A 19,757-nucleotide genomic window follows, 5' to 3' on the forward strand; every position below is an offset into this window, starting at 1 on the left:
TTTTGTTTCAGGATATGCTTTTGGGTTCAAGTTTTACAAGAGTCAGATTAATCGAACCTGACTCTTGTAAGGATATGTTTTATTTGTTTAGTGTCTTATTTGATTAAGATACTTTTGAATTTTGCAATGTTTTTAAGTGCCATTCCGGTTCCACGAACTACAGCTCTTAACGGATCTTCGGCAATATAAACAGGTAAATCTGTTTTTAGCGAAATACGTTTGTCAAGACCTCTTAGCATAGATCCACCACCAGCTAAATAAATACCGGTGTTATAGATATCTGCAGCTAATTCAGGAGGAGTTTGCGATAATGTTTCCATTACAGCATCTTCAATACGTTGAATCGATTTGTCTAATGCTTTAGCGATTTCACGGTAAGAAACATCAACCTGTTTTGGTTTACCCGTAAGTAAATCTCTACCTTGAACTGACATATCTTCCGGAGGTCCGTCTAAATCTTCGATAGCAGCCCCAATTTGAATTTTTATTTTTTCAGCAGTACTTTCTCCCACAAAAAGATTGTGTTGTGTACGCATGTAATAAACAATATCGTTTGTAAAAACGTCACCTGCAATTTTTACAGATTTGTCACATACAATACCACCTAAAGCAATAACTGCAATTTCAGTAGTACCACCACCAATATCTACAATCATATTACCTTTTGGCTGCATAATATCGATACCAATACCAATTGCTGCTGCCATTGGCTCATGAATCAGGTAAACTTCTTTTCCGTTTACTCTTTCACAAGATTCTTTTACAGCTCGCATTTCAACTTCAGTAATACCGGAAGGAATACAAACTACCATTCTTAAAGCTGGAGTAAACATTCTTTTTTTCAAAGCAGGAATACTTTTGATGAACATATTGATCATCTTTTCCGAAGCATCAAAATCAGCAATTACACCATCCTTCAAAGGCCTTATGGTTTTGATATTTTCATGCGTTTTACCTTGCATCATATTGGCTTCCTTACCAACAGCAATGATTTTGCCTGATATTCTATCACGTGCAACGATTGACGGACTATCAATAACAACTTTATCATTATGTATGATTAAAGTGTTTGCGGTACCAAGGTCTATCGCAATATCCTCGGTCATGAAATCAAAAAATCCCATAAGTTTTTTAGGGGTTTAAAATGTTATAAATTATTTTGAACAAAGTTAAACAAATTAATGTTTAAAATGACGTGTTCCTGTAAATACCATTGCAACATTATTTTCATTGCAATAATTTATGCTTAATTCGTCTTTTATTGAACCTCCCGGCTGAATTACTGCTGTAATTCCTGCATTTTTAGCTAATTCTACACAATCCGGAAATGGGAAAAATGCATCACTCGCCATAGAAGCGCCGGTTAAATCAAATCCAAAAGCTTTAGCTTTATCTACAGCTTGTACCAAAGCATCAACTCTTGACGTCTGGCCTGTACCTGAAGAAATTAATGTTCCGTTTTTTGCAAAAACAATCGTGTTCGATTTTGTGTTTTTACAAATCTTAGAAGCAAATATTAAATCTTCTATTTCCTGAGCGGTAGGCTCTGTAATTGTAACGGTTTTTAAATGCTCTTTAGTATCTGTAATATTATTTCTGTCCTGAATTAACAAACCATTAAGACATGTTCTTACTTGTCTTGAAGGCAATTCAACTTCATTTTGAACTAATATGATTCTGTTTTTCTTTTCTTGTAAAACTGCAATTGCATCGTCATCATAACTTGGTGCGATTACTACTTCACAAAACAATTTGTTGATTTCCTGTGCAGTAGCCAAATCAATTTTAGTGTTTGCAATCAAAACTCCGCCAAAAGCAGAAGTTGGATCACAAGCCAAAGCTGCTAAATAAGCTTCGCTAATTGTTTTTCTGGAAGCCAGGCCACAAGCATTATTATGTTTTAAAATTGCAAACGTTGGACCATCAGTTTTAAACTCATTGATTAAGTTTACTGCAGCATCAACATCTAATAAGTTATTGTATGATAATTCTTTTCCGTGAACTTTTTTGAACATTGCGTCAAAATCGCCAAAGAAGAAACCTTTTTGATGAGGATTTTCTCCATATCTTAAAATCTGACCACCTTCGATACTTTCTTTGTAGATTGTTTCGTCAGTATTGAAATAATTAAAAATAGCACCATCATAATGAGATGAAACGTGGAATGCTTTTGTAGCAAGCAATCTTCTGTTTTCAAGAGTTGTTGCTCCGTTTTGTTCTGTGATCAAATCTAGAAGCAAACTATATTCGTTTACCGAAGCTACGATTACAGTGTCTTTGAAATTTTTTGCACCGGCACGAATCAATGAAATTCCGCCAATATCAATTTTTTCAATAATATCCTGCTCACTTGCACCTGAAGCAACTGTTTTTTCAAACGGGTACAAATCAACAATTACCAAGTCAATCTGAGGGATATCAAATTCCTTCATTTGCTGAACGTCACCTTCGTTATCCTGACGGTTTAAGATTCCACCAAAAATTTTCGGGTGCAATGTTTTTACTCTTCCACCAAGAATTTCAGGGAATGAAGTAATATCCTCAACCGGAACTACAGGAATTCCAAGGTTTTTAATAAAATCTTCTGTTCCTCCAGTCGAATAAAGTGTTACGTTTTGTTCGTGTAATTTTCTAACGATTGGCTCAAGTCCGTCTTTTGAAAAAACAGAAATTAATGCCGATTGTATTGTTTTAGTTGTGCTCATTGTGTAGTTATGATTTTCAGACTGCAAAAGTAGTTTTTTTAAATATTATTTTAAAGAAAATTAATGTAACATTATGCTAAAAAAAACTACTGATGAGTAAGTTAACTTTTATTAGGTTTTTGTTTTTAAATTATTGAATTTTACTTTAATGAAAAATACACATACATGCTTGTTTATCTAAGGTTATTAAAAGAAAGTTTTCGCTTTGCCATAAACGCTTTGCGAAATAATAAATTACGTACCTTATTGTCACTGTTGGGAGTTACGATTGGTATTTTTTCGATTATAGCAGTATTGGCTGCTGTAGATTCCTTAGATCGAAAAATTTCAAAAGATTTAAGCAGCTTAGATAAAAACACGATTTATTTGATGAAATATTGTTTCGGGCCTTCTGAAATTCCGCAATGGAAAAGAGAGCAGTTTCCAAATGTGAAATATGATGAATATATCAGTCTGAAAAATTCTCTTAATAATACAGAGCAAGTGGCGTATCAGCTTTTTGTAAATCATGAAACTTTAAAATACGATTCAAAAACCGTTAGCGATGTTAATGTAGTTCCTTCGTCAAGCGAAATGGTCGATATCGAAGGATTGAGTTTTGATAAGGGAAGATTTTATAATGAATCCGAATCAAATTCAGGAAGTCCTGTTATTGTTTTAGGATATGATATTGCCGAAGGCCTTTTTGGAACAAGTGATCCCATCGGAAAAAATATTCGTTTGTATGGGCAGCGTTTTACTGTAATTGGAGTAATAGCAAAACAGGGTGCCGGTTTTTTTGGGAATAGTAATGATACATCTGTTTATTTGCCAACTAATTTTTTACGTCGCATGTATGGTGATAGTGATTCAATGACTCCGGTAATTGTACTAAAACCTGTAAAGGGTGTAGATATGGAGGCGTATAAGGCTGAAGCTGCCCAAAAACTAAGAGCAATTCGCGGAATGAAAGCAGGGGAGGCAGATAATTTCTTTATTAATGTGCTTTCTGGTTTTACTGATTTTGTTGACGGAATTTTAGGGAGTTTAAGGTTTGGAGGAATTTTTATAAGTTTCTTCTCTTTCCTTGTTGGAGGTTTTGGAGTGGCAAATATTATGTTTGTTTCGGTAAAAGAGCGTACGAACTTAATTGGAATTCAGAAATCCTTAGGGGCAAAAAATAGATTTATATTGTTTCAGTTTTTGTTTGAAGCCGTTATACTTTGTTTAATTGGCGGAATAATTGGTTTGTTGATTGTTTGGCTAATGTCTATTCTTTTAACCAATTTGTTAGATTTTGAATTTGTGTTAAGTTTCTGGAATGTTATTATTGGGGCAGGATTGTCAATTATGGTTGGCGTGATTTCAGGAATTTTGCCTGCAATTTCAGCATCGAAACTTGATCCTGTTGAAGCAATCAGAACCGGAATGTAAAGTCAATCCTTGAAAATTTCATCTTTTTACAACTTCAAATTTTGATTTGTTATCTTATTTTGTCGTAATTTTAATAGCTTAAATTAAAAATACAACAATATGATACCAGTAAAAGCGTATGCAGCCTATGATGCCGAAAATCCCTTAAAACCTTATACGTTTGAAAGAAAAGAAGTAGGTGCTCATCAGGTTCAGATAGAAATTTTATATAGTGGCGTTTGCCATTCTGATATTCACACCGCAAAAGGAGATTGGGGACCTGTAGATTATCCTTTGGTTCCGGGACATGAAATTGTAGGCCGAATCGTTGCTGTTGGAAGCGAAGTTTCTAAATTTAAAGTTGGAGAGTTAGCCGGAGTAGGTTGTTTCGTAGATTCGTGCAGAGTTTGCCCAAGTTGCCAATCTGGCGAAGAGCAATTTTGTGACGAAGGAATGACGGGAACTTACAACAGTGTCGAAAGAGGAACAAATATCCCAACTCGCGGAGGATATTCAACCAGCATCATTGTCGATGAAAGTTATACGCTTCATGTATCTGAAAAATTAGATATAAAAGGAGTGGCGCCATTATTATGTGCAGGAATCACCACTTATTCGCCATTACGTTATCTAAAAGTAGGTAAGGGGCATAAAGTTGGTGTTTTAGGCCTTGGTGGTTTAGGGCATATGGCAGTGAAATTTGCTGTTTCGTTTGGTGCAGAAGTTACTATGTTAAGCCATTCGCCATCTAAGGAAGCTGATGCTAAAAAATTAGGCGCACATAAATTTGCATTAACTTCAAATCCTGAAACTATGGAATCTATGGCCAATAGTTTCGATTTTATCTTAAATACGGTTTCAGCAAAACACGATCATAATGCCTATTTGAATTTATTAAAAACTAACGGAACCATGATTGTAGTAGGAGCTCCGCCAGCGCCTGCTGAAATTCCTGTTTTTACTTTAATCATGAAACGTAGAAGTATTATGGGAAGTTTAATTGGTGGAATCAAAGAAACTCAGGAAATGTTAGATTATTGTGCTGAACACAATATTACATCAGATGTTGAAATCATCGATATGTCATACATTAATGAAGCATATGATCGTATGAATAAAAGCGATGTAAAATATCGATTCGTAATTGATATGGCTTCACTTAAATAGGTTCAAAGGAACAGAGTTGCAAAGGTTCAAAGGTTTTTCCAGTATTGGGCTACAACTTTGTGATTTTAAAATTAATAATAAAGTTCCGGAGGAACGATTTATATTGTAGGGATGGATTTTAATCCATTCTTCTCCATCCATATTGCAATCTATCACTATCACAATTGATATCGCATTTTTGTCATTTCGACCAAAGGGAGAAATCACATAAAGTGGCTCGACAAAGATTGTCGCTAATTTGTACGGAGTTACTTGATGAGATTCCTCGTTCTTCTCAATGATGTCGCATTTTTGTCATTTCGACCAAAGGGAGAAATCACATAAAGTGGCTCGATAAAGATTATCGCTAATTTGTACGGAGTTACTTGGTTAGATTCCTCGTTCCTCGGAATGACAAAAATACTCACATAAAAAAAATCCTGAGAAAATATTTCTCAGGATTTTTTTATAGCAATCAATGTATTTTAGAATCTTATTTTTCTTTTAATAATTTTTCTAAATACTCTACTTTTTCTTTTTCTGCCTGAAGCATACGCTCATAAAGTTCAATTACTTTGTCTAATGGGTTGAATGAACAATGACTAGGACTGAATATTCCATTTACACCATTACTAATGCTGTTGTCGTAAAAATTATTAAAATAACTTATCATGTTTTCTTCAGTAAAGTTTTTTATAGCTTCAACACTTACGCCAAGGGCTTTTGCTATATCAGCAAGTTTTCCATCATCTATTGTTTCGCTGTTTTCAATAGCCGAAATTGCCTGTTGGTTTGTTCCTAAAGCTTGTGCCAATGCTTCTTGCTTCATGTCTTTCAGTTCACGAATACGGCTAATTTTTCGCCCTATATGGTTTGGTTTTGTTGCTGCGCTCATAATTCAAAGATATTTATATTCCTTTAAAGAAAAATGCTTTTGGTAAAAAACAAGTTAGTTTATGTAAGTTACATTTTTTTTGTAAGGCCATTATTTACTTTTTTAAAAAAGTAAAAGTACAATTTTTCAGACAAGTATTGATCAGCGATAGAATATTTAGATATAAAAACAAAAAGCGAATCTTGTCTTTCTGTTTTTACTTTCTATTAGAGAACTTGATTTTAGTTCGATCCCATTTAATAGAATCAGAGTAATAATAATCGTTATTCATTTTGTATTTCAAAACAGTATCTTCTTCTTGAGTGGTTCTTCTAATTTCGTAAGCTTGTAATTGATTCTTGTTTATAAACTGCATAAAGAAAGTGTTCTTTATGGTGTCGTTTTGGGAAGCGACAATTAATATTCGTCTGTTTTTTTCTTTGCTAAGAATATTTTCTGATAAAAAATCAACTAAGCTTGTTTCTGGAATCTTAACAATGTCTTTTGGCTGTAGGTCAAGAAAATGTGGAAGTGTATCTTTTTCGCTACCATAACTACAGAATTCAAGAAAATATCTTTTTTGATAAAAATATAGATTTCCTTTTTTGTCAATTATTAATTGGCTTTCTGCATAGAAAATTTTTCTTGGCGGCAGAGCAACTCTGCTAGTATTTGTTTTTATGGAATCGTAATATTTTTCAAGTTTCTTGTCTTCATAGGAGATTATATAAGGTTTATTTTTTGCAATAAGTTTTTCTTCTTTCTTGGCACAATTCAAAAGAAAGAGACAAATTATAAAGCCAATAAAAACTCTTTTCATAAAAACTAAGATTTAAAATAAAGATATAAAAAAATCTCACCTGCAATTAAGCTGATGAGATTTTATATGTTTTAGAAGTTTAAAAAACTATCTAATTGTATTATTCTGAATCAAATCGATATATAAGTTAATCTTATCTTTCAATTCTTTTCTTGGCGTGATAAAGTCTAAGAAACCGTGCTCTAATAAGAACTCAGCAGTCTGGAAACCTTCCGGTAAATCTTTTCCTGTAGTGTCACGAACAACACGAGGACCAGCAAAACCAATCAAAGCTCCGGGCTCAGAGATATTGATATCTCCTAACATGGCATATGATGCAGTTGTTCCTCCGGTTGTAGGATCTGTACATAAAGAGATGTAAGGTAATCCTGCTTCTGCAAGTTGAGCAAGTTTTACAGATGTTTTGGCTAATTGCATTAATGAATAAGCCGCTTCCATCATACGAGCTCCACCTGATTTAGAAATCATTAAAAAAGGCATTTTGTTTTTGATCGCGTGATCAATACCTCTGGCAATTTTTTCTCCAACAACAGCTCCCATAGATCCACCAATAAAGGCAAAATCCATACAACAAATAACAAGTTCTTTTCCTTTAGATTTTCCCACTCCTGTACGCACAGCGTCCTTTAGGTGGGTTTTTTCCATTACATCTTTAAGGCGATCAGCATATTTTTTTGTATCAACAAAATGCAATGGATCTTTTGATGTCATGTTTTTATCTAATTCAACAAATTCGTTATTGTCAAATAAAATTTCAAAATAGGTTGCGCTTCCAATTCTAACGTGAAAATCATCTTCAGGGCTTACAAATAAGTTTCTGGCTAATTCGTCAGCATCAATAATTTTTCCCGTAGGAGATTTGTACCACAATCCTTTCGGAACGTCCATTTTATCTTCAGTCGCAGTGGTAATCCCTTTTTCTTGTCTTTTAAACCAAGCCATTTGTCTAGTATTCAGTGTTCAGTAATCCGTTTTCAGTATTCAGCTTTTAATAATCAGTTTTTAAGTATTCAGCATTTGAGAACTGAATACTTAAAACTGTAAACTGAATACTTTTATAGTGTATTCACATTATTCAAGTCAGCAAAAGCTTGCTCAAGTCTTGTGTTGAATGTTACTTCACTTTCACGTACCCATCTTCTTGGGTCATAATATTTTTTGTTAGGAACATCAGCACCTTCTGGGTTACCAATTTGAGATTTTAAATAGTCAATGTTTTTAACCATATAATCACGAATTCCTTCAGTATATGCAAATTGCAAATCAGTATCGATGTTCATTTTGATAACTCCGTAGCTAATTCCTTCTCTGATTTCTTCAAGTGTAGAACCTGAACCTCCGTGAAAAACGAAATCTACCGGGTTAGCACCAGTGTTGAATTTGTTTTGAACGTAATCCTGAGAATTTTTTAAGATTTTTGGAGTTAATTTTACGTTTCCTGGTTTGTAAACACCGTGAACGTTTCCAAAAGCAGCAGCAATTGTAAATTTAGGGCTTATTTTAGATAATTCTTCATAAGCATAAGCTACTTCTTCTGGTTGAGTATATAATTTTGAACTATCAATGTCAGAGTTGTCAACGCCATCTTCTTCACCACCTGTAATACCAAGTTCGATTTCTAATGTCATTCCCATTTTGCTCATTCTAGCCAAGTACTCTTTACAGATTTCGATATTTTCTTCGATTGGCTCTTCAGACAAATCGATCATATGAGAACTGAATAATGGTTTTCCTGTTTCTGCAAAATGTTTTTCAGAAGCATCTAATAAACCATCGATCCAAGGTAATAATTTTTTTGCACAGTGGTCAGTATGTAAGATTACAGTTGCACCGTAAGCTTCTGCCAAAGTATGAATATGTTTTGCTCCGGCGATTCCACCAGCGATTGCTGCTTTTTCACCTGCATTAGATAAACCTTTTCCAGCGTTAAATTGTGCTCCTCCGTTAGAAAATTGAATGATAACCGGTGCATTAAGTTTTGCTGCAGTTTCAAGAACTCCATTGATTGTGCTTGATCCAGTAACATTTACTGCAGGTAAAGCAAATCCTTTTTCTTTTGCATAATTAAAAATTTCCTGTACTTGATCTCCTGTAGCTACTCCGGGTTTAATATTGTGTGCCATTGTAATTTTTTTTAGTTGTTTTTAGTTTTTAGGTTGCAAAAATAAGAATTAATTAGCATTAGAATGGATAATTTATCCCAAAATTTAAAACCGAATGACCAAAATTGTATTCTTTGAACCAGCGATCTCCTTTCTCATGTGCTGGGTTATAGGTCTTAAAGCCTAAATCTAAACGAATAACAAAAAAGCTTAAATCGTAACGTAAACCGAATCCTGAACCTAAAGCAATTTCAGCTAAATCGTTTAAGTTGTTGAATCTTGCCTTCTCGTCAATCACATTATCGAGCACATTCCAGATATTTCCGGCATCTGCAAAGATAGCTCCCTTCACGTCACCAAAAAGTTTGAATCGGAATTCAGCACTCATCGCAATTTTCATGTTTGCCTCGTTAAAATCGTTCGCTGCATTCGTACTGCCCGGACCCAATTTGTAGGGTTGCCATGCACGGTTATCGTTTGATCCTCCGGCGTAATAACTTCGTGAAAACGGAATGTAATTTGAATTGCCAAACGGAACTGCTATCCCAAAAAAGCTTCTTACTGCTAATACTTTTTCTTTACCAAAGTCCCAGTGTTTGATATAATCAAATTCTGTTTTTATGTATTCTGAATATTCTAAGTTGAATATTTCATAGTTGCCATTTGTGTTTTTAGGTAATTTTGCAATGTCAGATATTGCAGTTAATAAAGTTCCTGCAGATTCTATTTTTGTTCTAAACTGATAAAATGTATTGTCAGCAAGATCTTTTTTAGTGGTTTTGCTAAAAGTATAACTTGTAGCTAAGATAAAATCATTTTCAGTCAGACGAACTCTTCTTTCTTCTATACTTTGTACATCCTTATATTGAGGATCTCCGGGAAGTAGAGCAGTTTTATTTGTTAAGACATCACTAGTAAAGCCTGTAGTTCCTGTAGGAATAGTCAGGTCTTTTCTCGCTTGCTCCTCAGGTGTATCTCCCCAATTTAGAGGTGTAGTATTGTAGTCTTTACCAATACCATTTAACTCGTTGTAAGAAGAAGTATAGACTTTGAAATAGTTGCCCGGATTTAAGTTTCGTACAAATTGAGCATTAAGTAATTCAAGCTTTGCAGTATTGTTTCGTTTAGGAGACCAGTTGTAAGCAAGTCCGCCGGTAAAGTTTTCCTTGTCCAGACCAATATTCCTTTGCTTAGAGAAACCTGCTGTAATACTGGTAGAAGGAATCATCCTTTTCGGGATAATTTTTTCAGTCCCAAAAGGCATCAGGATTCTTGGGAAGTTTAATTTTAAATCGACACCATATTCTGAAACATTAAAGAAATTATCATTAGGGTTGGCCATATCTTTAGAGGAACCCAAATTTAGACGAGTAGAGATTTCGAGAGTTTCAGCTCTGTTAAATACGTTTCTAATAGTTTCAGATATACTTGCTCCAATACCAAAATCCTGAATATTAGAATGCGTCACATCAAAAGTAGTCCCAAAACTATATTTTTTTCTTGGGGTTAAATAAATATTAGCAATTAAGGATTGTGCAGTCGAGTCGCGTTTGTCAACCTGATATTGGATTGAAGGGTAATTAAAAATTTTCAGATTATTTAAATACCTTGATGAAAGAGTTGTTCTGGTATCAGAAAAAGTGCTTCCTTTATTAATAAAAATCGCATCAGTAATAGCGCGGGGTTTGTATTTTAGTTTTTTGTAGCTATACAGGTTAAAGTTGTTGTAGCTTATACTATCAGTTATTTTCTTTTTTGCATTTGCAGCAGAATAATCGGTGTAAATATTAACATCACTTATTTTGTAAAGCTTGAAAGGTTCTGTTCTGCTCGAATCTCTTTCCTGAATATTGTTGTTGTTTACAATTAAAGTAACATCAGCTTTGTTCTTCTTTCCAATCGTATCAATGTCGAAAGTAACATAAGTAGGCTGGAAAAAATAGGCGCCATGATTTCTGAAATAAGTAGTAAGTCGGTTTTTTTCTTCTTCAAAATCAGCAGTTTTGTACTGATTGCCAGATTTTAAAAATGAAGGTTCATTGTTGTTTTTGTATAATGAATCTAACGCCGGAGTCATAATATTAGTTCTGATAGTGTCTAATTTATAAGCTGGTCCGGTAGTAATGATATAATTTATTTTTGCTTTTTTTCTTGCAACGCTATCAATGCTGTAATCTGTTGCAACATTAAAATATCCAGTATTAAAATAGTAGAATTTTAAACGTAAAAGAGATTTTTTTGTTTTTGCGGTATCAATAACTACAGGCGCTTCGCCAGTGTTTTTCAGGAATTCACTAAGACCCTTGTTTAAAAAAGATTGTCCAAGTCTGTCAACTTGTTTTGCAGATAATATTTTTGCCTGACGCTCATATAGACCAGGATGTTTTTTAAATTTTGCCTGATAAGTAGAGTCCGGATTCAGGTTCGCCAAATTATATAAATTCAAGCGTAAGCGATATCCTAACAAAGTACCATTTGGTTTTTGATACATCTGGTTAGATGCTATTTCGTCATTTGTCGCCTTTCCGTTTACAAGAATAGTATTTTTAACAAGAAGGTTTTTTCCATCAGGAACTCTTTTTACAGCATTACAACCGCAAATAAATATTGCTATTAGAATAAATGCTGTTATTTTTGTGGAACTATTTTTCAAGTGTTAAATATTTAATTCAAAAGTACATTATTTTATGGTTAGTAAAAACCAAATAAAGCTTATCTCAGGCTTACATCAAAAAAAGCAACGTTTTGCAAATCAATTATTTTTCGCCGAAGGAGTAAAAGTAATTCAAGAATTGTTGCTTTCCAATTTTGAATTAGAGCATTTGTATACGACTCTAAATGATTTTGAAGAAGTTTCTTCTTCAAAACGCACGCTCATTACTGATCAGGAACTTAAAAAAATTAGTGCTTTATCAACTCCAAATTCATGTCTGGCAGTGTTTAAAATGCCAGCCGAAAATAAAATAATCAATTCAGGATTGATCGTAGCTTTAGACGATATTCGTGATCCTGGAAATTTAGGAACGATTTTGCGCCTTTGTGACTGGTTTGGTATCAAACAAATAATTTGTTCAAAAGAAACCGTCGATATTTATAATCCAAAAGTAGTACAGGCAACAATGGGGTCTATTGCGAGAGTAAATGTGAATTATATTGATTTAAAGACTTTTATTGCACAAACGGATCTACCGGTTTTTGGAACCTTTATGGATGGTGAGAATATTTATCAATCAAGTTTACCTCAAAACGGAATCATTATTATGGGTAATGAAGCCAATGGGATTTCATTAGAGATTGAAAAAATGGTGACAAGCCGACTCACAATTCCAAGGTTTGGAGAACTACAAAAAACCGAAAGTTTAAATGTAGCTACCGCAACAGCAATTATTCTTAGTGAATTTAAACGAAATAGTTAGAGTTTTGTTTTAATGAAAAGTAAAATTAATTAAAAGAGCTCTGGATTTCATCGAATCGATATTGTCCGTCCACGGGCTAGGTCCGTTTGAAGGATTATCACGAATTAATTCATTAGTAATACCAAACATACCTCTGATAGAAGGAGAGAAGATAAAATACTCTGAGAAAATATCAATTCCAAAACCTACCTCATAAGCCGCAGTCCATTGCTTAACCCTGAACTTTCCTTCAAAGTTATCGTCTTTGGATTTTGCGTTGCTGGAGAGATTTAATGTAGTCGACATTCCGCCAACTAAATACGGACGGATATTTCCGGTACGTAATGCAGAGAATTTTAATAATAAAGGAAAGTGAATATAAGTACTGTTTACTTCTCTTAAATAATCTTTCTCTAATGGTTGATTTGGATAATATAAATCACGTTTTGTGTAATACAAACCTGGTTCGAAACGTAAGTTTATGTATTCCTGTAATCTTAGATCGGCAACAACACCAACATTAAAACCGGTAGTTTTTTTAATCTGAATATCCGGACCGGGAGTTTTGTAGTCAAATTTAAAATCGAAACTATTAAAACCCAGGTAATATCCAAAATAGAGACGTTGTTTTTGCCAGTTTTCCAGATTAATAATAGGATCTTTACTAAACATGCTTTTGGCAAATTGAGAGTATCCGTTTGTCGTTAAGACTAATAAAAGTAAGACTACAATTTTTTTCATACTATTTTTTAGAGGCAGAATAAATGGTTGCAACACCAAAAGTTTGAGGCATAGCTATAACATCTATAAACCCAATTTTTCTTAAAATATTGTTTAAGGCTTCTCCGTATGGAAAAACAGCAGCAGATTCAGACAAATAACCATAAGCAGAATTATCTTTAGAAAATAATTTTCCGATGATTGGAAGTATGTTTTTGCTGTAGAATTTATATCCTTGTTTATAAGGTGTTTTATCAGGAACCGATGTTTCTAAAATTACAAATACACCATTTGGTTTTAAAACCCTTAAAATCTCAGCAAAACCTTTCTCCAGATTCTCGAAATTTCGAACACCAAAACCTACCGTTATAGCATCAAAATGATTGTCTTCAAAAGGTATTTTTTCAGAGTCCCCTAAAACTAAGTCAATAATATTGGATAGTTTTTTTTCTTCGACTTTCCTTTTTCCAACTTCAAGCATTCCGGCAGAAATATCCAGGCCAATTATTTTTTCGGCATTCGTTTGTGTCATTAAAATAGCCAGATCACCAGTTCCTGTTGCAATATCAAGAATGATTTTTGGTTTTTTGTCGGACACTATTTTTAAAACTTTTTTACGCCACTTAATGTCAATTCCAAATGAAATTACGCGGTTTAAATTATCGTAGTTCCCAGAGATGTTATCAAACATTTGGGCAACTTGTTCTTTTTTACCTAAAGAAGAGTCTTTGTATGGGGTTATTTTTTCAGACATTTTTTTTATTTACGCAAATATAATACAATCTGACTTAACTGTAATTGAGTTTTTTTATTTGTAAATTAAATGTTTTCAGTAAAAGGCTTTTAATTGTTGTTTAACTGCTAATTTCTGCCCATCACTAAAAGTGGGTATTTTGAAAAAATCACTAAAAGTGGGTATTGTGGAGTATGAATTTTAGAGCCAACTTTGCTACAGTTAAAAGATAAAATTTTAATGATTGAAATAATGACTTAAGTCAGATGAAGGCTTTTTTTGCACTGGTATTTCATTTGTTCTTGTAAGCAGTTTTGAAAGTATTGTTCTTGGGACCAATATTCTTTTTAAAGTGCGAAATACGTTCTTAGGATTAAATTTGTTTTTGGAAATTTTAATTTTCTTGCCTTTAATATCTTAGTGGTATTTGTTATTAAAGGCTCTTTGAGACTCGTTCTCATTTAACATTATGTTATTCAGTTATTCAAATGTTTCTTAACATTTGAGTTTTTTTACCAAAACTATTACTTGAATTAGTCAGATTAAAAAATCAATCGTTTTTTAAAAAACATCCTTCACAAGAGGATGTTTTTTTATTTTCTTATGTATGTTTCATAAGTGTAATCGTAAAGATGTTTCTCGTCTTTCAGGTTTTCTTCAGATTCGACAATTTGCCATTCATTTTTATTAATTTTTGGAAAAAAAGCATCCGCGTCAAAAGTGTGATGAACTTTGGTTATTTCTATGATATCTGTATAAGGTAAACCCAGATTGTAAATTTCACCTCCGCCAATAATATACGAATCTTCGTCTTCAGGACATACCGCGATCGCTTTTTCGATACTGTCAACTACAATGCAGCCTTCCGGATGATAGTCTTTTTGACGTGTAATTACAACATGAACTCTGTTTGGAAGTGGTTTTGGGAAACTCTCAAAGGTTTTTCTTCCCATAATAATATGATGATTCGTAGTAAGTGTTTTAAATCTTTTAAAATCATTTGGTAAATGCCAAACTAATTCATTGTTTTTTCCAAGTGCATTATTTTCGGCTACTGCCGCTATCATTATAATCATAGCAATTTAATAACTAAATTTTATTTTCAGTATCATCATTTATTCTCGACTCTAATTGAGTAATTCTTTTTTGTTGCAATCCAACAAGTCGGTCAATTTGTTCTCTTTCCCATTTTTTATTCATAAATCGATCTGTTATGTACACTTTTATAAAGTGTAGAATAAAGATAAAGAACCATATAGTAACGCCCCAAATGCACCAGTTTTGCTCTGTGTTAGCGCCAAAACCAAAAAATCTATTGGCAATAAATAAAAATAAACTTCCTAGTAGAAAAAGTACAAAATGAAAATATAGAATTTTTTTTTGTCTAAGTCTTCTTCTGGCGTATTCGTATTGTTCGTGCACTTCTTTTTCCATAAGATATAAATGAGGTCATAAAGTTAAAATTTATTTTGTAATCACCCTATTTAGATTCGGGAATATTTCTTCTAAAGTGAGCTGAGAGTTTGAATTCCAAAATTTTATGCGGGTTAAATTATTGATACAGCTAAAATAATATTCTGTTTTTGATATTATCACAAATCGGATGTGAAGGTATCGAAAGTTCGTGTGAATTTATGTAATTTTAATTTATGAATCTAAAAACTAAATAGTTATGTCCTTAAAGAAACAATTTATTAAAACAAAGCCTGTAGTTAAAGTTACATTTTCTATAGTTGCCAAAGATGCTGATTCGGCAGCGGTTGTTGGTGATTTTAACAACTGGAATATTGAAGAAGGAGCTTTAAGTAAGTTGAAAAACGGAACGTTTAAAGCGACTTACGACCTGGTTAAAGATGCGATTTACGAGTTTAAGTACGTGATTGATGGAAGTTATGTTAATGATCCTGAGGCAGATTCATACAAGTGGAATGATTTTGCAGGAAGCGAAAACAGTGTTTTGGTAATATGAAAAATGATATAAAAAAATCCGCTTAATCGATTAAGCGGATTTTTTTATATTTTATACAGCAACACTGCCTTTTATACCGGCATGTGGTTCGTAATCTACAAGTGTAAAGTCATTATAATCAAAATCAAAAATATTCTTAATCTCTGGATTCAGGATCATTTTTGGCAATGGCTTTGGTTCACGGGTTAATTGCAGTTCTAATTGTTCAAAATGGTTGTTGTAGATGTGTGCGTCTCCAAAAGTGTGAATAAAGTCGCCAGCTTCCAGATCGCAAACCTGAGCAATCATCATTGTTAACAAAGCATAAGATGCAATATTAAAAGGAACTCCTAAAAAGATATCAGCGCTTCGCTGGTACAACTGGCAGGATAATTTTCCTTTTGTTTCTCCTTTTTCAAGATCAGGACTACTTACATAAAACTGAAAAAAAGCATGACAAGGAGGTAAAGCAGCTTTGTTATTAGCTACGTTTTCTTCAAATGATTTTTTAGTATCTGGCAAAACAGACGGATTCCATGCAGAAACCAGCATTCTTCGGCTATTTGGGTTTGTTTTAAGTTCTGTAATCAACTCAGAGATCTGATCAATTTCTTCACTATTCCAATTGCGCCATTGATGTCCGTAAACAGGTCCTAAATCACCATTAGAATCTGCCCATGCATCCCAGATTTTCACTCCGTTTTCCTGAAGGTATTTTATATTGGTGTCGCCTTTTAGAAACCAAAGCAATTCGTAAATAATAGATTTTAAGTGTAATTTTTTGGTTGTGACCATTGGGAAACCTTCACTTAAATCAAAACGCATTTGGTAGCCAAAAACACTTTTGGTTCCCGTTCCTGTTCTATCTCCTTTTTGACAACCGTTTTCTAAAACATGTTGTACTAAATCTAAGTATTGCTTCATGGTGCTTTAAGCTTTAGGCTTTAAGCTTTAGGTTTTTTCCTAATGCTTAAAGCTTGATTTTTATGTTGACGCTTAAGCTTACAGCCTGACGCCTATGGCTTATAGCCTTAAATTATCTTTTTGAGATTTCGTCTCTAATCTTAGCTGCTTTTTCATAATCTTCCTGAGAAACAGCCTGATCCAAAAGCTCGTTTAGTTCCTGCAAACTATGTTTAGCATAAAGATCGCCGGATTGATTGCTTTCTTCCTCGCGGCCAAAAGTTTCAGGATTAGAAAGTACATCATCAATTTCCTGAGAACCCTGATCAGTTTCTGCAGTATTCGATTTTAAATATATACCAGCTTTGTCCAAAATGTTTTTATAAGTAAAAATTGGTGCATTAAAACGTAAAGCCAATGCAATTGCATCAGATGTTCTCGCATCGATAATTTCTTCGATTTTGTCTCTTTCACAAATTAAACTCGAATAAAAAACACCATCAACTAACTTGTGGATAATTACTTGTTTTACAATAATATCAAACCTTTCTGCAAAGTTTTTGAATAAATCGTGCGTAAGCGGACGTGGAGGTTTAATTTCTTTCTCTAACGCAATAGCGATTGACTGGGCTTCGAAAGCTCCAATAACTATTGGTAATTTTCTTTCGCCATCAACTTCATTCAAAATTAAGGCATAAGCGCCATTTTGAGTTTGACTGTATGAAATTCCTTTTATGGATAATTTTACTAGACTCATATATGTGGGTAAAAAAGGGCAATTAATGCCTCATTTTAAGACTTTTTTTGATTGAAAAATAAAGGTGCAATTTTAATCAAAAAATATGGAACAAAAAAGCCACCTAAAACAAAGATACGATTATCTTGTTTTTAGGCAGCTATATTTTTATAGAGAATTTTTAAATTAAGAATGTTGAGCTTTAAAAGCTTTCAATTTCTCAATTAATTTTGGTACAATTTCGAATGCATCTCCAACAACTCCATAATCTGCAACTTTAAAGAAAGGAGCTTCAGGATCGTTATTGATAACCAACTTTACTTTTGATGAATTAATACCTGCAATATGCTGGATTGCTCCGGAGATTCCAATAGCGATATACAAGTTTGTCGCAACAGGTTTTCCTGTTTGACCAACGTGTTCACTGTGAGGTCTCCATCCTAAATCAGAAACTGGTTTAGAACATGCAGTTGCAGCGCCTAAAACAGCCGCAAGATCTTCGATTAATCCCCAGTTTTCAGGACCTTTTAATCCACGTCCGCCAGAAACTACGATATCAGCGTCAGCGATAGATACTTTTCCACTTACTTTTTCTACAGATTCTACTTTTACTCCAAAGTCATTGTCGCCAATTGATGGATTAAAATCTTCTTCGGTCGCAGATCCTGCGCTTTCGAAGATTCCGTAAGAGTTTTTAGCTAAGCCAAGAACTTTTACATCTGTATTAATTTCTGTAATGTTGAACGCTTTGTTTGAGAAAGCATTTCTTTTTACCTGAAAAGGAGAAGTGCTTACTGGTAATCCAACTACATTTGATGCAAAACCAGCATTTAAAGCCACAGCAACCAATGATGAAAGATAAATACTATCTGTAGAGGAAGAAAGTAAAACTACCTTTGTTCCTTCTTTTTCAGCAGCTTGTTTGATAACATCGGCGTAAGCCTTAGCAGTAAAACCAGCTAATTTATCGTTAGTTACTTTTAATACTTTGTCAACTCCGTATTTAGCTAATTCGCTAACATCGCTGTTATTTATAGTTAGAGCTGTAACAGTTGTTCCAAGTGATTCTGCTATTTTTTTAGCATAAGAAGCTAATTCAAAAGCAACTTTTTTAAATTTTCCTTCTGCAGATTCTGCATATATTAATATTGACATAATTTTTTGTTTAGAGGTTGTAAGTTTCAGGTTTCAGGTTTGCTTCGCCTGTTCGAGCATAGCTCTCGGGTTAAGTTCATAAACTGAGACTGAAAACCGAGACTGAAAACTGATTACTAGATTACTTTCGCTTCGTTGTGTAATAAATTGATTAACTCATCTAAATTATCAGGAGAAACTAATTTTACTGCTGATTTTGGAGCTGGTTTTTCAAATTTCACTGCTTTTGTATTTACAGGAGCGTCAACTGGCTCAAGAATAGTAAGTGCTTTTGTTCTTGCAGTCATGATTCCTCTCATGTTAGGGATACGAAGATCTTTTTCTTCAACAAGACCTTTTTGACCACCAATGATTAAGGGTAAAGAAGTGCTTACAGTTTCTTTTCCACCATCGATTTCACGAACTGCTTTTACATTATTTCCGTCAACGGTAATTGCAGTACATGAATTTAAAAAATTAGAACCTAAAATTCCTGCAATCATTCCGGGAACCATTCCGCCATTATAATCCAAAGATTCTTTTCCTGCAATTACAAGATCATAACCACCGTTTTTAATTACTTCAGCTAATTGTTTTGCAACAAAAAAACCATCAGTTGGGTTGGCATTTACGCGAATTGCTTCGTTTGCACCAATTGCTAATGCTTTACGTAAAGTTGGTTCAGTATCCGGTCCTCCAACATTTACTACAGTTACAGTAGCGCCTTGTTGTTCCTGGAACCAGATTGCACGTGTCAAACCAAACTCGTCATTAGGATTAATTACATATTGTACACCATTGGTATCGAATTCTGAGTCACCATTAGAGAAGTTAATTTTGGAAGTAGTATCAGGCACGTGGCTGATGCAAACTAATATTTTCATAAGTATATATTTTATAATTTATAATATGCTTTTACAAATTTAGAATATTATTTGGAATAATTATACTATGCATGCATAATAATTTTAAAAACTATTACGATTTCGCGGATTGTGAAATTTAGAAGCTGTTTCGTTGTAATCGAAAAGAGATTATGTATCCATTTCTGTTGATTCTTAGCAATTTTGCAATTTAGCCAACTTGTGCAACTGTTAAATTTTGTTTGGGTTATACTACTTTTTGAATTGTTGCGTTTTAGAAAAAGAA

General features: G+C 33.6%; 19 protein-coding genes. 4 read left to right on the forward strand and 15 right to left on the reverse strand.

What is annotated here, in order from left to right; all coding sequences use genetic code 11:
* Window positions 1–95: 95 nt before the first annotated feature.
* Window positions 96–1,124 carry a rod shape-determining protein gene (locus tag NJT12_RS16230; RefSeq protein ID WP_026983887.1) on the reverse strand — a complete coding sequence of 343 codons (1,029 nt, stop codon included), beginning with the start codon at window positions 1,122–1,124 and terminating at the stop codon, window positions 96–98.
* 54 nt (window positions 1,125–1,178) lie between these two features.
* A complete protein-coding gene (gene purH / locus NJT12_RS16235) occupies window positions 1,179–2,705 on the reverse strand; it encodes a bifunctional phosphoribosylaminoimidazolecarboxamide formyltransferase/IMP cyclohydrolase (protein ID WP_271336977.1) in 1,527 nt (508 codons plus the stop codon).
* Window positions 2,706–2,870: 165 nt separating this feature from the next.
* Between purH and NJT12_RS16240 the strand changes: the two genes are divergently transcribed.
* Together NJT12_RS16240 and NJT12_RS16245 are read left to right on the forward strand one after the other, a co-directional pair.
* A complete protein-coding gene (locus tag NJT12_RS16240) occupies window positions 2,871–4,118 on the forward strand; it encodes an ABC transporter permease (RefSeq protein WP_271336979.1) in 1,248 nt (415 codons plus the stop codon).
* A gap of 99 nt (window positions 4,119–4,217) precedes the next feature.
* On the forward strand, window positions 4,218–5,264 hold the full coding sequence (locus NJT12_RS16245) for an NAD(P)-dependent alcohol dehydrogenase (protein WP_271336980.1): 1,047 nt from the start codon (window positions 4,218–4,220) through the stop codon (window positions 5,262–5,264).
* A 472-nt stretch (window positions 5,265–5,736) separates the two neighbouring features.
* Here the strand turns inward: NJT12_RS16245 and NJT12_RS16250 are convergent, their stop codons facing one another.
* The 5 genes from NJT12_RS16250 to tamL all read right to left on the reverse strand — a co-directional run bounded on the left by NJT12_RS16250 (window position 5,737) and on the right by tamL (window position 11,692).
* Window positions 5,737–6,138, reverse strand: coding sequence for a helix-turn-helix domain-containing protein (locus NJT12_RS16250; protein ID WP_271336981.1), 402 nt, complete (start codon window positions 6,136–6,138; stop codon window positions 5,737–5,739).
* 196 nt (window positions 6,139–6,334) lie between these two features.
* Window positions 6,335–6,937, reverse strand: coding sequence for a hypothetical protein (locus NJT12_RS16255; RefSeq protein ID WP_271336982.1), 603 nt, complete (start codon window positions 6,935–6,937; stop codon window positions 6,335–6,337).
* 87 nt (window positions 6,938–7,024) lie between these two features.
* Window positions 7,025–7,879 carry an acetyl-CoA carboxylase, carboxyltransferase subunit beta gene (gene accD / locus NJT12_RS16260; protein ID WP_271336984.1) on the reverse strand — a complete coding sequence of 285 codons (855 nt, stop codon included), beginning with the start codon at window positions 7,877–7,879 and terminating at the stop codon, window positions 7,025–7,027.
* Between the two features lie 113 nt (window positions 7,880–7,992).
* Entirely contained in the window at window positions 7,993–9,060 is a 1,068-nt protein-coding gene (gene fbaA / locus NJT12_RS16265; RefSeq protein ID WP_271336987.1) for a class II fructose-bisphosphate aldolase, read from the reverse strand.
* Window positions 9,061–9,118: 58 nt separating this feature from the next.
* The gene (gene tamL / locus NJT12_RS16270) at window positions 9,119–11,692 is read right to left on the reverse strand and encodes a translocation and assembly module lipoprotein TamL (protein WP_271336988.1); all 2,574 of its coding nucleotides are present in this window, start codon (window positions 11,690–11,692) and stop codon (window positions 9,119–9,121) included.
* Window positions 11,693–11,726: 34 nt separating this feature from the next.
* On the opposite strand from tamL, the gene NJT12_RS16275 reads away from it, so the two are divergent.
* On the forward strand, window positions 11,727–12,455 hold the full coding sequence (locus NJT12_RS16275; protein ID WP_271336989.1) for a TrmH family RNA methyltransferase: 729 nt from the start codon (window positions 11,727–11,729) through the stop codon (window positions 12,453–12,455).
* A gap of 9 nt (window positions 12,456–12,464) precedes the next feature.
* Here the strand turns inward: NJT12_RS16275 and porT are convergent, their stop codons facing one another.
* From porT to NJT12_RS16295, 4 genes are all read right to left on the reverse strand, one after another.
* Entirely contained in the window at window positions 12,465–13,175 is a 711-nt protein-coding gene (gene porT, locus NJT12_RS16280; protein ID WP_271336990.1) for a type IX secretion/gliding motility protein PorT/SprT, read from the reverse strand.
* Window position 13,176: 1 nt separating this feature from the next.
* On the reverse strand, window positions 13,177–13,908 hold the full coding sequence (gene ubiE / locus NJT12_RS16285; protein ID WP_271336991.1) for a bifunctional demethylmenaquinone methyltransferase/2-methoxy-6-polyprenyl-1,4-benzoquinol methylase UbiE: 732 nt from the start codon (window positions 13,906–13,908) through the stop codon (window positions 13,177–13,179).
* A gap of 572 nt (window positions 13,909–14,480) precedes the next feature.
* Entirely contained in the window at window positions 14,481–14,963 is a 483-nt protein-coding gene (locus tag NJT12_RS16290; protein ID WP_271336992.1) for a dihydrofolate reductase, read from the reverse strand.
* Window positions 14,964–14,976: 13 nt separating this feature from the next.
* Window positions 14,977–15,321: a 2TM domain-containing protein gene (locus NJT12_RS16295; RefSeq protein WP_271336993.1), complete on the reverse strand. Its 345-nt coding sequence runs from the start codon at window positions 15,319–15,321 to the stop codon at window positions 14,977–14,979.
* 238 nt (window positions 15,322–15,559) lie between these two features.
* Here NJT12_RS16295 and NJT12_RS16300 point away from each other — a divergent pair, with 238 nt between their 5' ends.
* Complete coding sequence (locus NJT12_RS16300; RefSeq protein WP_271336994.1) at window positions 15,560–15,856, forward strand: isoamylase early set domain-containing protein; 297 nt, start codon at window positions 15,560–15,562, stop codon at window positions 15,854–15,856.
* Between the two features lie 51 nt (window positions 15,857–15,907).
* On the opposite strand, the gene NJT12_RS16305 is transcribed toward NJT12_RS16300, so the two are convergent.
* From NJT12_RS16305 to NJT12_RS16320, 4 genes are all read right to left on the reverse strand, one after another.
* Window positions 15,908–16,759 (reverse strand): thymidylate synthase, encoded by an 852-nt coding sequence (locus tag NJT12_RS16305; protein ID WP_271336995.1) that lies wholly within the window; start codon window positions 16,757–16,759, stop codon window positions 15,908–15,910.
* Between the two features lie 112 nt (window positions 16,760–16,871).
* Entirely contained in the window at window positions 16,872–17,495 is a 624-nt protein-coding gene (locus tag NJT12_RS16310; RefSeq protein ID WP_271336996.1) for a bifunctional nuclease family protein, read from the reverse strand.
* A 165-nt stretch (window positions 17,496–17,660) separates the two neighbouring features.
* Window positions 17,661–18,629 (reverse strand): electron transfer flavoprotein subunit alpha/FixB family protein, encoded by a 969-nt coding sequence (locus tag NJT12_RS16315; RefSeq protein WP_271336997.1) that lies wholly within the window; start codon window positions 18,627–18,629, stop codon window positions 17,661–17,663.
* Window positions 18,630–18,745: 116 nt separating this feature from the next.
* A complete protein-coding gene (locus NJT12_RS16320) occupies window positions 18,746–19,492 on the reverse strand; it encodes an electron transfer flavoprotein subunit beta/FixA family protein (protein ID WP_194615919.1) in 747 nt (248 codons plus the stop codon).
* Between the last annotated feature and the right edge of the window lie 265 nt (window positions 19,493–19,757).

Origin of the sequence: Flavobacterium azizsancarii (assembly GCF_027980145.1) — a bacterium.
Lineage (GTDB): Bacteria > Bacteroidota > Bacteroidia > Flavobacteriales > Flavobacteriaceae > Flavobacterium > Flavobacterium azizsancarii.

Excerpts from the sequence above, each read along its gene's own strand:
- NJT12_RS16230 (WP_026983887.1), bottom strand. The coding sequence starts at position 1,124 with ATGGGATTTTTTGATTTCATGACCGAGGATATTGCGATAGACCTTGGT.
- purH (WP_271336977.1), bottom strand. The coding sequence starts at position 2,705 with ATGAGCACAACTAAAACAATACAATCGGCATTAATTTCTGTTTTTTCA.
- NJT12_RS16240 (WP_271336979.1), top strand. The coding sequence starts at position 2,871 with ATGCTTGTTTATCTAAGGTTATTAAAAGAAAGTTTTCGCTTTGCCATA.
- NJT12_RS16245 (WP_271336980.1), top strand. The coding sequence starts at position 4,218 with ATGATACCAGTAAAAGCGTATGCAGCCTATGATGCCGAAAATCCCTTA.
- NJT12_RS16250 (WP_271336981.1), bottom strand. The coding sequence starts at position 6,138 with ATGAGCGCAGCAACAAAACCAAACCATATAGGGCGAAAAATTAGCCGT.
- NJT12_RS16255 (WP_271336982.1), bottom strand. The coding sequence starts at position 6,937 with ATGAAAAGAGTTTTTATTGGCTTTATAATTTGTCTCTTTCTTTTGAAT.
- accD (WP_271336984.1), bottom strand. The coding sequence starts at position 7,879 with ATGGCTTGGTTTAAAAGACAAGAAAAAGGGATTACCACTGCGACTGAA.
- fbaA (WP_271336987.1), bottom strand. The coding sequence starts at position 9,060 with ATGGCACACAATATTAAACCCGGAGTAGCTACAGGAGATCAAGTACAG.
- NJT12_RS16275 (WP_271336989.1), top strand. The coding sequence starts at position 11,727 with ATGGTTAGTAAAAACCAAATAAAGCTTATCTCAGGCTTACATCAAAAA.
- porT (WP_271336990.1), bottom strand. The coding sequence starts at position 13,175 with ATGAAAAAAATTGTAGTCTTACTTTTATTAGTCTTAACGACAAACGGA.
- ubiE (WP_271336991.1), bottom strand. The coding sequence starts at position 13,908 with ATGTCTGAAAAAATAACCCCATACAAAGACTCTTCTTTAGGTAAAAAA.
- NJT12_RS16290 (WP_271336992.1), bottom strand. The coding sequence starts at position 14,963 with ATGATTATAATGATAGCGGCAGTAGCCGAAAATAATGCACTTGGAAAA.
- NJT12_RS16295 (WP_271336993.1), bottom strand. The coding sequence starts at position 15,321 with ATGGAAAAAGAAGTGCACGAACAATACGAATACGCCAGAAGAAGACTT.
- NJT12_RS16300 (WP_271336994.1), top strand. The coding sequence starts at position 15,560 with ATGTCCTTAAAGAAACAATTTATTAAAACAAAGCCTGTAGTTAAAGTT.
- NJT12_RS16305 (WP_271336995.1), bottom strand. The coding sequence starts at position 16,759 with ATGAAGCAATACTTAGATTTAGTACAACATGTTTTAGAAAACGGTTGT.
- NJT12_RS16310 (WP_271336996.1), bottom strand. The coding sequence starts at position 17,495 with ATGAGTCTAGTAAAATTATCCATAAAAGGAATTTCATACAGTCAAACT.
- NJT12_RS16315 (WP_271336997.1), bottom strand. The coding sequence starts at position 18,629 with ATGTCAATATTAATATATGCAGAATCTGCAGAAGGAAAATTTAAAAAA.
- NJT12_RS16320 (WP_194615919.1), bottom strand. The coding sequence starts at position 19,492 with ATGAAAATATTAGTTTGCATCAGCCACGTGCCTGATACTACTTCCAAA.